Origin of the sequence: Flavobacterium sp. (assembly GCF_047602195.1) — a bacterium.
In the GTDB taxonomy this organism is placed as follows: domain Bacteria; phylum Bacteroidota; class Bacteroidia; order Flavobacteriales; family Flavobacteriaceae; genus Flavobacterium.
In genome coordinates this window covers 1708206-1720609 of the sequence record NZ_JASGHW010000004.1, presented here as the reverse complement: position 1 = coordinate 1720609, position 12404 = coordinate 1708206, and the positions used below count along the sequence as shown (strand labels likewise).

12 protein-coding genes are annotated in these 12404 nt (G+C 48.0%); 4 read left to right on the top strand and 8 right to left on the bottom strand.

All coding sequences use genetic code 11. The features are described 5' to 3' along the window. Nucleotides 1-82: 82 nt before the first annotated feature. Together QM717_RS13800 and holA are read right to left on the bottom strand one after the other, a co-directional pair. Nucleotides 83-832 (bottom strand): hypothetical protein, encoded by a 750-nt coding sequence (locus tag QM717_RS13800; protein ID WP_415038227.1) that lies wholly within the window; start codon nt 830-832, stop codon nt 83-85. 156 nt (nt 833-988) lie between these two features. Beyond that, nucleotides 989-1993: a DNA polymerase III subunit delta gene (gene holA / locus QM717_RS13795; protein WP_415038225.1), complete on the bottom strand. Its 1005-nt coding sequence runs from the start codon at nt 1991-1993 to the stop codon at nt 989-991. Nucleotides 1994-2351: 358 nt separating this feature from the next. On the opposite strand from holA, the gene QM717_RS13790 reads away from it, so the two are divergent. From QM717_RS13790 to QM717_RS13775, 4 genes are all read left to right on the top strand, one after another. After that, nucleotides 2352-3905, top strand: a complete 1554-nt coding sequence (locus QM717_RS13790; protein WP_415038223.1) for a L,D-transpeptidase family protein — start codon at nt 2352-2354, stop codon at nt 3903-3905. A gap of 64 nt (nt 3906-3969) precedes the next feature. Then, nucleotides 3970-4425, top strand: coding sequence for a type I restriction enzyme HsdR N-terminal domain-containing protein (locus tag QM717_RS13785; RefSeq protein ID WP_415038221.1), 456 nt, complete (start codon nt 3970-3972; stop codon nt 4423-4425). After that, nucleotides 4419-5414, top strand: a complete 996-nt coding sequence (locus QM717_RS13780; protein WP_415040129.1) for a glycosyltransferase family 2 protein — start codon at nt 4419-4421, stop codon at nt 5412-5414. The genes QM717_RS13785 and QM717_RS13780 overlap by 7 nt, the downstream gene beginning before the upstream one ends. Nucleotides 5415-5491: 77 nt before the next feature. Next, entirely contained in the window at nt 5492-6325 is an 834-nt protein-coding gene (locus QM717_RS13775) for a flagellar motor protein MotB (protein WP_415038219.1), read from the top strand. A 55-nt stretch (nt 6326-6380) separates the two neighbouring features. Here the strand turns inward: QM717_RS13775 and QM717_RS13770 are convergent, their stop codons facing one another. The 6 genes from QM717_RS13770 to QM717_RS13745 form a co-directional block, all read right to left on the bottom strand. Continuing rightward, complete coding sequence (locus tag QM717_RS13770; protein WP_415038218.1) at nt 6381-6980, bottom strand: hypothetical protein; 600 nt, start codon at nt 6978-6980, stop codon at nt 6381-6383. Between the two features lie 13 nt (nt 6981-6993). Further along, complete coding sequence (locus QM717_RS13765; protein WP_415038217.1) at nt 6994-7617, bottom strand: L-threonylcarbamoyladenylate synthase; 624 nt, start codon at nt 7615-7617, stop codon at nt 6994-6996. A 119-nt stretch (nt 7618-7736) separates the two neighbouring features. After that, the gene (locus QM717_RS13760) at nt 7737-8186 is read right to left on the bottom strand and encodes a GNAT family N-acetyltransferase (RefSeq protein WP_415038215.1); all 450 of its coding nucleotides are present in this window, start codon (nt 8184-8186) and stop codon (nt 7737-7739) included. Then, on the bottom strand, nt 8179-10509 hold the full coding sequence (locus tag QM717_RS13755; protein ID WP_415038213.1) for an ATP-dependent helicase: 2331 nt from the start codon (nt 10507-10509) through the stop codon (nt 8179-8181). Before QM717_RS13755 ends, QM717_RS13760 begins: the two co-directional genes overlap by 8 nt. A 261-nt stretch (nt 10510-10770) precedes the next feature. After that, nucleotides 10771-11562 carry an SDR family NAD(P)-dependent oxidoreductase gene (locus tag QM717_RS13750; RefSeq protein ID WP_415038212.1) on the bottom strand — a complete coding sequence of 264 codons (792 nt, stop codon included), beginning with the start codon at nt 11560-11562 and terminating at the stop codon, nt 10771-10773. 10 nt (nt 11563-11572) lie between these two features. Continuing rightward, complete coding sequence (locus QM717_RS13745) at nt 11573-12355, bottom strand: type 1 glutamine amidotransferase domain-containing protein (RefSeq protein ID WP_415038210.1); 783 nt, start codon at nt 12353-12355, stop codon at nt 11573-11575. Nucleotides 12356-12404 lie beyond the last annotated feature (49 nt).

The window sequence follows — 12404 nt, the reverse complement described above, 5'->3', positions numbered from 1 at the left end:
TCATTTATCCAAATCGATTGTCCTAATAAAAAAATCCCATGCTAGGGACATGGGATTTCGTAGTAGTAGGGGGTAATGGATTTTACAATTCTATATAAGTAAAAGTGGCGTAATCTACATCTTCCTGTTTGTCGCTGTCGAGCACATAGCCCGCGGTATCGAAGGTATTGGTCAAGTCGATCGGTGCCGAATGTGCGCCAGCGAAATTCTTGAACGGACGGTAACCGCCGAACGAGCACGACAACAATGCCTGGCTGCGGCAAGCCATCGCCAATTGTACTGTCACGCGGTTGGCATTGTACAAAGGTCCTTTTTGGTTGGCTTCGTAATAATAGGTTTTGCCGTCGATGAAATTGCCTTGGTTGTTGAACGACATCACTTCCATGAGGTCGCCTTCGTCGTTGACGATGTAACGCACACGGGCCAATGCCTCGGCATTTTCCTTGATTTCGTAGTATTGATTGGCGGCGTCATAGGTAACGTATTTCTGAACGCCGGTTACAGTCACGCCATTGATGGTGCCGTTGGCGGCGTACGTAAAATCGACATCGAAATCCTGTCCGTTGTTGTCGCCCGACACATTGCTGATGCGGCCATTGGCATAAGACAACAAGTAAGTCAACGACAAACTTTGGCTGTCTGAAACGGCGCTTTTCAACGTATGGTCTGGATTGTATTCCAGGGCAAAAGTCCCGTAGTCGTTTTCAAAAGTAACCTGGCTGGCCACTTTCGCGGTTGATGCCGGTGTAGGAGCCGGTGTCGTTGTGGCATTGTCTGAAGAACAAGAGGCCAATAAAGTAATGCAAGCGATTGCGGTAACAAAATTTTTCATTGGGGCTGAATTTTAATGTTACGGCAAAGTAAAATGGTAAATTTTAAACGATTGCACAAAACTCGTTGAACGGGCAAAATACTCTTTCAACTGCATTTTTTAGGAAGTCGGACGCCTCATTTTAAGCCAAAAACCGGAATTAGCCGTCAGGATGGATCAGTTAAAAACCTTGACCAACATCTCCTTGAGCAAGTCGCCATGCTCCATATTGTTGGCCCCCACGCCTTTACTTTTAAGATCGACGTCGCGCAGGGCCGCCACTATCGCGCTGACTTTTTTCATCGGGTAATTTTTTAAGGCGACGTCGTAGTCTTTGAGGAAGTAAGGATTGACCTTGAGCACCGAGGCGACATTCTTTGGACTCTTGTCCTTCAATCCGTGGTATTGCAACAGGTTGACGAAGAAACTGAAAATCATTCCCGTGGTCATGACCATTGGGTGGTCTTTGGGATTGTCGGCGAAATATTGTGCAATCTGGTACGACTTGAATTGGTTGCCTTCCCCGATGGCCTTTCGAAGCTCGAACACATTGTAGTCTTTGCTGAAACCGATATTTTCCTCGATTTGCTTGGCCGTAATCTGGCTGCCTTTGGGCAAAATGATCTGCAGTTTCTCGAGTTCGTTGTTGATTTTGCTCAAATCGGTACCGAGGAAATCCACGAGCATCGCATTGGCTTTGGGTTCAATCGTAAATCCTTTGCCTTGCAATACACGTGTGATCCACTGCCCCACCTGGTTTTCGTAGAGCTTTTTGCTTTCGTAAACGAGCCCGTTTTTCTCGAGTTGCTTGGTGACTTTCTTACGTTTGTCGAGCGTTTTGTATTTGTAACACATCACGAGTACCGTCGTAGGCATCGGATTTTCAGCATAACTTTCGAGCTTGTCAATGTTGCGCGACAAATCCTGGGCTTCCTTGACGATCACGACCTGGCGTTCGGCCATCATCGGGTAGCGCTTGGCAGTCGAGACAATGTCGTCGATCGAGACATCACGTCCGTACAACACCGTTTGGTTGAATCCTTTCTCGTCTTCCGACAGCACATGGTCTTCGATATAATCGGAAAGCTTGTCGATGTAATACGGCTCCTCACCCATCAGGAAATAAATGGGGCGGATGTTTCCGGATTTGATGTCGTTGACAATTTTGACTATTTCGTCCATGGAGAATCGGATTGCTGCGGGTTCCAAAAATACTACTTATCACCGATACGACAACATGCTAAGAACCGAAGTTATAAACACAACAAAGGGCCAGCGTTGGCCGGCCCCTTGCTCACTAACCAAGTAACCAATCAATCATGAAAATCATGCATGCATGAGAATTTTCTTGAAATAGTTCGTGATTTAGTATGAAGTAAAATTACATCGGTGATGCTTCCAAACCCTTACAAAATTTCGCGCAATCGTTCCATAATTTCGGGTGGATCAATCGTGCAAACATTCCTCAGAATCTTGTAAGACTATTCGCTTTATTTTGTTGAATCTTTACAATTCACAAAAGAATCTTTAAATCATCGCCATGAAAATTTTAAAATCTGTTGCCTTCCTGATTTTGTTGCTGTTGCTTGTCATTTCGTGCAAGAAAAACGACGGCCAACTTTCTACACAAACCGAAGACCGCATCGCCTTCGACAGTACACAAGTCGGCGCTTTCCTGACCAAATATCCCGAATTCAAAACCTTCCGCACGCAATATGCCGAACTCTACCAAAAGCACCGCTACCAGCACATCTGGTACGACAAGGACGGTCGCATCGATTTTGCCGAAGTGTTGTACAATCGGGTCAACCAAATCGGTGCCGATGGCGTTCCGGTAAAGTTGCCGTACCAATCGCAAATCGCACAAATATTTGAGGACAACGACAAAGCCTCTATCGACAACGAATTGCTCATCAGCGGAATGTATTTCTTTTATGCCAAAAATGTATACGCAGGTGTCGATCCCAAAAAAAGCAAATCAACCGGCTGGTTTTTGCCGCGCGACAAGATGGATTACGTAGCTTACCTCGACACTTTGCTGCGCGATCCCGACAAGATCAAGGACGACACTTCGGAGAACATCGGCCAATATTACCACCTCAAAAAAGCATTGCAGCGTTACCGCGACATCAGGGACAAAGGCGGCTGGCCTCCAATTGATTTCCCCAAAGATTTGAAAATGCTCCAACCCGGCGATAACCATCCTGCGATTGCCCAGGTCCGTAAAAGACTGGCCGCTTCGGGTGAAATTGACAGCGATTCCGGAAGCACGACTTACGACAGCACGCTCGAAAACGCCATTGCCGCCTACCGCAAACGCAACAATATTTTGGGTGCGCACATTACGCCGATGCTCGTCGAACACATGAACGTTCCGGTGGAAGCACGCATCAAGACCATTACTGTCAATATGGAGCGATGCCGCTGGATTTCGCCAGACATCGCCGAATCGAAAGAACTGATCGCGGTCAATATCCCGGCCTATCAATTGCGTTATTTCCGCGAGGGGTCGCCAATCCTCGAATCGAATGTGGTCGTAGGCAAAGAAGCCAACAAGACCGTGGTGTTCAGCGGACAGATGAGTTACCTCGTGTTCAGCCCCTATTGGAACATTCCCAAAAGCATCGTCGAAAAAGAAATCAAGCCCGATATGGCCAAAGACCCGGATTACCTGACCAAACACAACATGGAATGGAACGGCAAGAACCTGCGCCAAAAACCGGGCAAGGACAATTCCCTGGGATTGATCAAGTTCATGTTCCCGAACTCGAATAATATTTATTTGCACGATACGCCGGCCAAAAACCTGTTCGGCAAAGACGACCGCGCACAAAGCCACGGCTGCGTCCGTGTGGAAAAAGCGCGTGAACTCGCCATTAAGATTTTGGACAGCGACAAGAACTGGAATCCGCAGAAAATCGACGAAGCGATGAACGCCGGAAAGGAAAAACAATACACGCTCAATCACAAAATCCCGGTCTACATCGCCTACTTCACCGCCTGGGCCGATCAAAATGGCATCGCCGCATTCTATCCCGATGTTTACCAACGCGACGGCCGATTGGCACATCTGCTCTACAACGAATCCAAATAAAGACGCAAACCCCGGCCACTAATCGGGGTTTTTATTTCAGGTCGGGATTTCGTTTCTTTGCGTCATGCAGAAACTCAATTTCAAGAATTATGTGTTTCGTTTCCGCAATGCGGGACGGGTGTCGATTTTTGATGAAATCCGCAAGAAATTCATCATCCTGACGCCCGAGGAATGGGTGCGCCAACATGTCGTGCACTTCCTGATGCACGAAAAGAAATACCCGAAATCGCTGATCAATGTCGAAAAGGTGCTCACGGTCAATGGGCTGACCAAACGGTACGATGTTGTGGTGTTCAACCCCGACGGCTCGATTTTCATCCTCGTCGAATGCAAGGCGCCGCAGGTGGCCATTTCACAAACCGTCTTTGACCAGATCGCGCGTTACAACATGACGATGCAATCGCAATTGCTCATGGTCACCAACGGGAAACAACATTATTTCTGCCAGATGGATTACGCAAACGAGCAATATGTTTTCCTGCGCGAGTTGCCCGATCACCAAACGTTTTCCGTATCATGAAAATCGCAGTTGTCATACTCAATTGGAACGGAAGCGATCTGCTTCGGAAGTTCTTGCCGTCGGTGGTTCAATTTTCATTGGATGCGGACATTTATGTCGCCGATAATGCGTCGACCGACAATTCCATTGCTGTGTTGGAAACCGATTTCCCATCGGTAAAGATCATCCACAATGAACGCAATTTCGGTTTCGCCACCGGTTACAACCAGGCTTTGAAAAAGGTAGATGCCGATATTTTTGTATTGCTCAATTCGGATGTCGAAGTCACCCAAAACTGGCTCAAACCGATCATCGCTGAGTTTGAAAACAATCCCAATACCGCCATCATCCAGCCCAAAATCCTCGACCAAAAAAACAAGGAATACTTTGAATATGCAGGCGCTGCGGGCGGTTTTATCGATCAATACGGCTATCCGTTTTGCCGTGGCCGTTTGTTTGACACGATCGAAAAAGACCAGAAACAATACCAGGACGATTGCGAAATCTTTTGGGCATCGGGTGCGTGTTTGTTCATCCGGGCTTCGGTTTACAACGAATTGGGCGGACTCGACGACGATTTTTTTGCGCACCAGGAAGAAATCGATTTGTGTTGGCGTGCATTCAATGCCGGTTACCAGGCCAAATATGTGGCGCATTCGACAGTCTACCACGTAGGCGGTGCCACTTTGCAGCAGGGCAATCCGAGGAAAACCTATCTTAATTTCAGGAATTCGTTGTACATGTTGCTCAAGAATTTGCCTGCTTCGAAATTGCTCCCGGTCATCTTTTTGCGTTTGGTGCTTGACGGTATCGCGGGAATCCAATTTATCCTACAAGGCAAAATCACGCATTGCATGGCCATTGTCAACGCCCACTTCTCTTTTTATGGTGCTTTCTCGAAAAACTTCAAAAAACGAAAAGGCCCGCAATCCTCGAAATATTATAAAGTAAACAGTATAGTCTATAAATACTTTTGGCAAAAGCGGCGTAATTTTACAGAGTTGTTTTAACAATAGTTTAAGTCGGTGGCGCTTTTGTTAGAACATTAAAATGTTAAATTTGTCACCTAACCGAAAATTACAATCCCATGAGAAGAATCATTTTAGCCTTATCAGTCGTCGCGCTTTTGTCGGCGTCTTGCGGAACGAAAAAGAAACTCGCCGCCTGCGAAGCCAAGAACAAAGAAATTCAGGATTTGCTCAATACCGCCACGGTAAAACTCAACACTTGTCTTTCTGAGAAAGAAGCTTTGAACAGCCAAATCGACTTCTTGAAAAAGAACAATTCCGATTTGATCAACAACATGGGCAACATGACCACACTCTCGGCCAAAGGCGCACAGAACATCGAAAAAGCGCTCGAGTCGATGAAGGAAAAAGACCTCAAGATTACACGTTTACAGGATGCATTGACCAAGAAAGACAGTGTTACCCTGGCGTTGGTTACGAGCTTGAAGAAAGAAGTCGGTATTTCTGATCCGGACATTTCCGTGAATGTCGAAAAAGGCGTCGTATTCATCTCGATTGCCGATAAATTGCTGTTCAAGAGCGGCAGTTACATGGTAAGCGACCGTGCCAAAGAAGTACTGGCCAAAGTCGCCAAAGTCGTCAACAGCAAGCCGACGTTCGAATGCATGGTCGAAGGCCACACCGATAACGTTCCTTACAAATCAAACGGCGTCCTTTTGGACAACTGGGATTTGTCTGTCAAACGTTCGACTTCTATCGTCCGTGTATTGACCGAACTGGGCGTGCAACCGAAACAGTTGATCGCAGCCGGACGTGGCGAATACATTCCATTGGTGGACAACAACACTTCGGAAAACCGCCAAACCAACAGAAGAACGCGCATCGTCGTGATGCCGAAAATCGACGAGTTCTACGACATGATCGAGAAAGAAATGAAAAACCTGTCGAAATAACCGGCAGCCATCATAAGCAAAACGCCTTCAGCAATGGAGGCGTTTTTTTATGGCTTTATTTGGTCTTGACCCATCGATTGCCTCTGATTTCATAACTGCCGGTAGCCACGCAATCTTCGTCAGATTTAAAATCCTTGGAACCGGTGCGCATTACGTTGAGTTTGCCCTTGGCCAGGAAAAAGAACTGCGAACTGCAACCACTTTGCCTGATCCTGTCGGGTTTCCCGGTCGCCGCATTGAGGCCGTCGTTGGGGTTCCACGTTTCGATGTTCTGGGTTTGCGGCAACTGCACTTGGCGCAGGTTCTTGAGGTCGACGATGCAAAAATGGGAATGCGAAATGATACTTTGTGTCGTAGTCGACTTGAATTCGGATTGGTAGGACAGGAACTGTTCGTCTTCGGTCAATTTGAAATTGCCGTGCGTTTGCTCCTCGAACAAGGAAAAAACCACCCATTTATTTGCCACTTTCTGGAACAATGCGAGTTGGTTTCGGTTGTTGACCGTCCATTTGGACACAAGGAAATCGTTGGTTTTGAGATCGGGCGAACCGAGCAATTGCTGGTATTTTGCCTCGCTGATGGTATCGATGGCCTTGAGCGGCGTGAACTCATAAGCGGTTTGCTGCGCAGTCAACGCAACCGAGAACAATGCCATCGGCGCCAGCCATTTAGTCGATAATCGAAACATCGCCTTTTCCCTCCCTGATAATTACAGGTTCTGATCCCGACAAATCGATGATGGTCGAGCCCACATTGTCGCCATAACCGCCATCGATGACCACATCCACCAGATTCTGCCACTTCTCGAAAATGAGTTCCGGATCGGTGGAATATTCCAAAACCTCATCTTCGTCGTAGATCGAGGTAGAAACAATCGGATTGCCCAGCATCTTGACCAGGCAAAGCGCAATATTGTTGTCGGGTACACGGATACCGACGGTCGTTTTCTTCTTGAACTCCTTCGGCAGGTTGTTGTTCCCGGGAAGAATAAAAGTGTAAGGTCCCGGAAGCGAACGTTTGAGCAGCTTGAACGTCGCCGTGTCGATTTGCTTGACATAGTCCGAGAGGTTGCTCAGGTCGCTGCACACAAACGAGAAATTCGCCTTATCCAGCTTGATGCCCTTGATTTTGGCAATGCGTTCAAGCGCCTTCGTATTGGTGATGTCGCAGCCAAGGCCATACACCGTATCGGTCGGATAGATTACCAATCCGCCTTCGCGCAATACTTTCACGACACGCTCGAGCGCCGCTTCATTGGGTTTGTCGTTGTATATTTTGATGAACTGGGCCATTTTGCAATTGCTAATTAACGCTGGATAATTGATTGTGAAAAGGTAATCAAAATCAACCGACGACCGGTTATATAATTATGATTTTTTGTTATTACTGTTGCTGTCTGTACAAAACGACGTCAACTTTTCTCGCATACCATCAAAAAGTAGCTTCCCTCGGCAGATGTTCCTTGGCTTTGGGTTACGAATCCATGCTTGCCGTAAAAAGCCAACGCTGCCGAATTCTGCTCCAAACATTTCAAGGCAATGGGCACATGCAGTTCGCGCAGGGCCACTTCAAGCAATCGCAAACCGATTTGTTGCCGTTGGAACCTTTGGTCTACAAACAAATGATGGATGAAATTATCCGGCATCCAAAGCGATACAAATCCGGCGACCTGATTCCCGACTTTGGCCACAAAAATGCGCTCGCCATGGGTTTGCTCATCAAAATCCAGCAAGCCATAACCACTGGTATCGAGCCAATGAAAAGTGCTTTGCCTGGTTTCGAGGAACAATTGCCGCAGTGCTTGCCGGTCTGCCGGTCCTTCAGGGCCGATGCAAAAATCAGGGTGGTTTGGCTTATCCAATGACTTCCAGTTTAGCAAATCGCAACAACAGCTTTTTGATTCCGCCCACTTCAAAACGGATTTCGGCCTTCTTGTCGGCACCCGCGCCTTCCAGGTTGATGATTTCGCCTTTGCCGAATCGCTCGTGCATGACGACATTGCCAATGGTGAGAGTGCTGTCGAACAAATTGGCGTTTGATGAGGCGTTGCTGCTTACCGGCTTGAGCTTCCGGATGCCCAGGTCGGGTTTTGGGTTGTTGTCGGTGACCCATTTCGGCGGCGTACCCGCCACAGGCTTGCTCAAGCGCAGTTTCGATTTGTCGACATCGCCGAAAATATCCACATCGATCATCGGCTTGTAACGGTAATTGGTTTCTTCTGCCGTGAGGTATTCCAGATACTGCGCGTCGATCTCGTTGATAAACCGCGACGGCTCGCTGTCGGTCAATTTCCCCCAACGGTAACGCGATTGCGCATAGGTCAAATACGCCTGGTGTTCGGCACGTGTCAAGGCCACATAAAACAATCGGCGTTCTTCCTCGAGTTCGCTTCGCGTGCTCATACTCATCGCGCTTGGGAACAAATCTTCCTCCATCCCGACGATGAACACATGCGGGAATTCGAGTCCTTTGGCCAAGTGAATCGTCATGAGTGCCACGCGGTCGTCGTCGCCGGTATCTTTGTCGAGGTCGGTCGCGAGCGCTACATCTTCGAGGAATTCAGAAAGCGCACCTCGGGCGCCATCGACTTCCTTCTGCCCTTCGGTGAAATCCTTGATTCCGTTCAATAATTCCTCTATGTTCTCGATGCGCTGGATGCCTTCGGGCGTTGCATCTTTCTTGAGTTCCTGCACGAGCCCGGTCTTCTTGGCGACATGGTCGGCAATGTAAAACGCGTCGTGGTTCTTTTCGATGATCTGGAAACTCTTGATCATGTTGACAAAATCGGTGATCTTGTTCCTGGTTCCCGAATTGAGTTTGAGGTCGATCTTGTCGATGTTTTCCATGACCTCAAACATCGAGCGTTTGTAATGGTTGGCCGCAATCGTGATTTTCTCGACCGTCGTATCGCCAATCCCACGCGCCGGATAATTGATGACCCGTACGAGCGCCTCCTCGTCCTTGGGGTTGATGACCAAACGCAGGTAACACAAAACGTCCTTGATTTCCTTGCGTTGGTAGAACGACAAACCGCCATAGATGCGGTAAGGGATGTCGCGTTTGCGCAGCGCGTCTTCCATCGCACGTGACTGTGCGTTGGTTCTATATAGGATGGCAAACTGACCGTTCATGAGCTGTTTGTTCATCTTTTCCTCCCAGATCGTGCTGGCTACGAAACGGCCTTCCTCGGCATCGGTGATGCTGCGGTGGACTTTGATTTTGGGGCCGTCGTCATTGGCCGTCCAGACAATTTTATCGAGCTTGGTCTTGTTCTTGTCGATGATGGTGTTGGCCGCCTCGACAATATTTCGGGTGGAACGGTAATTCTGTTCGAGACGGTACGTTTGTACGCCTTCGTAATCTTTCTGGAAATTGAGGATGTTGTTGATGTTGGCCCCGCGGAATGCATAAATACTCTGCGCATCGTCGCCCACCACACAGATATTCTGGAACCTATCCGACAAGGCGCGTACGATCAGGTACTGCGAATGGTTCGTATCTTGGTACTCATCGACCAAAATATAACGGAAACGGTCTTGGTATTTGGCCAATACATCCGGAAAACGCGCCAATAATTCATTGGTTTTCAACAGCAAATCGTCAAAATCCATCGCGCCGGCCTTGAAACAACGGTCGACGTAATTTTGGTAAATGTCGCCCAGACGCGGTTTTTTCGACATCGCATCCTGCTCGACGAGTTCAGGGTTATTGAAATAAGCCTTGACTGTGATGAGGCTGTTCTTGTACGACGAAATCCTGCCCAAGACCTGCTTGGGTTTGTAGATGTCCTTGTCGAGCTGCATCTCCTTGATGATGGCCGAAATGAGGCGCACCGAATCCTGTGTATCGTAAATCGTAAAGTTGGACGGATACCCGAGCTTGTCGGCCTCGGCTCGCAAAATACGCGCAAACACCGAGTGGAACGTTCCCATCCACAAATTTTTCGCCTCCGACGCCCCGACAATGCTCGCGATGCGGTTCTTCATTTCGCGTGCGGCCTTGTTGGTAAACGTCAGCGCCAAGATGTTGAACGCATCGACGCCCTGGCTCATGAGGTAGGCAATCCTAATGGTCAATACACGGGTTTTCCCGGATCCCGCTCCAGCAATGATGATCATCGGGCCGTCTTTTTGCAGGACGGGCGCGCGCTGTGCGTCATTGAGCTGGTCAATATATTTCTGCATAGTCAATTTCAAAAGGCCAAAAATACGGATTTTCAGGGTAAGTCAATTACTGATTTTCTGTTAATCCTAAAGATTTTACGAACAAAAAATGCACCTTTTCAGGTGCATTAATTTTAACAAAATATCCAGATTTTCTGTATTTGAATACCGTCATTATTTTGTTGGGAATACCTTTCATATCCCCTTCCCTAAAGCAAAAATACAATCTTTCACAACAAGATGGTTACAGAAAAACTGTACATTTCAAGTCCGATCAAAAAATCAAACAATCGACCGCACCAACCCGCCTTCTACGCGAATGGCCGCACCATTGGTTGCAGACGCGAGCGGGCTCACATAATACGCAATCGTATTGGCAATCTCATCAACCGAAGCGAATCTTTGGATCAGCGAAGTCGGTCGCATGTTTTTAAAGAAATCGGCTTCGACTTCGGCCACGGGTTTGTTGTCGGTTTTGGACAAATCCTCGAGGAACTGTCCTACACCACGAGATTTGGTCGGGCCGGGTAAAATGGAATTAACAGTCACATTGGTTCCTTTGGTCAATTGCGCCAATCCGCTGCTCACGGCCAGTTGTGCACTTTTGGTCATGCCGTAATGGATCATTTCATCGGGAATCATGATGCCCGATTCGCTCGAGATGAAAATGATGCGTCCCCAGTTCTTGGCAATCATTTTCGGGAACAAATGACGTGACAGCCGCACGCCGCTCATGACGTTGATGTCGAAAAAACGGAACCAATCCTCATCGGGGATTTCAGCAAAAGCCTTGGGTTCGAAAATCCCGGTGTTGTTGACCAGGATGTCGATGTCGGGCAATTCGGATAGAAGTCGGTTGATGTCGTCTACCTTCGAAAAATCGGCGACGATTCCTGACACGTTACTGTTTCCTGTTTTTTGGAGTTCGGCTACGGCCTGGTCAACGCTTTGCTGGGTGCGTCCGTTGATGATGACCGTGGCGCCTTCGGTGGCCAAACGTTTGGCCGTTGCGAATCCGATTCCTGCAGTGGAGCCGGAAATAAATGCAGTTTTATCTTTGAGTTGTAAATCCATGATTTTGTGATTATTGGTTATTATTTTTTTTGTCGTTATTTTGGGTCAGCAGTCGAAGTATTTGCTCGCCCACGCTTTTGGCCGATTGCGGATTTTGTCCAGTCACGACGCGTTGGTCGGCCACCACATGGTTTTGCCACAGACCCGATTTCTCGAATCTGGCGCCGCGTTCGATCATCTTGGTTTCGAGCAGGAATGGGACGACATTGGTCAAGCCAACGGCCGCTTCTTCTTCATTGGTAAACGTATTGATTTTCTTGCCATCGACAAGGTATTTCCCGTTGCTCAATTTGATGTTGACCAGGCCAGCCGGACCATGGCAAACCGCGCCTACAATCCCGTTGCGTTCATAAATGGCTGCGGCAATTTTGGCCAATTCGGTATTGTCGGCCAAATCCCACATGGCACCATGGCCGCCGGCATAATAAATCGCGGCGTAGTCGTTAGGATCGACCTCGGACGGTTTCATCGTATGCTCGACCTTGTTGCGGTATTGGGTGTCGTTCCAGAATTTTCGATTGGTTTCATCGTCGAGGTTGAAGCCGTCTACCGGTGCTTTTCCGCCTTTGGGGCTCACGAAATCGACCGCATACCCGGCGTTGTGCAATACTTCCCATGGATGCGACACTTCGCCCAGGTAATACCCTGTGGCTTCTCCCGTATCGCCTTTCCTGTCGTGGCTTGTGACCACAAATAATACTTTCTTCATTTTTTTGGATTTTTGATGCTGTGCCTTCGCTTCGCCCGAAAAAATGGCGGCGGCGATGACCATTAAAGTTACGATTTTCTTCATTTTATATCGTACTGATGTTGATTTTGTACGATACAAAGTTGGGGCGAAA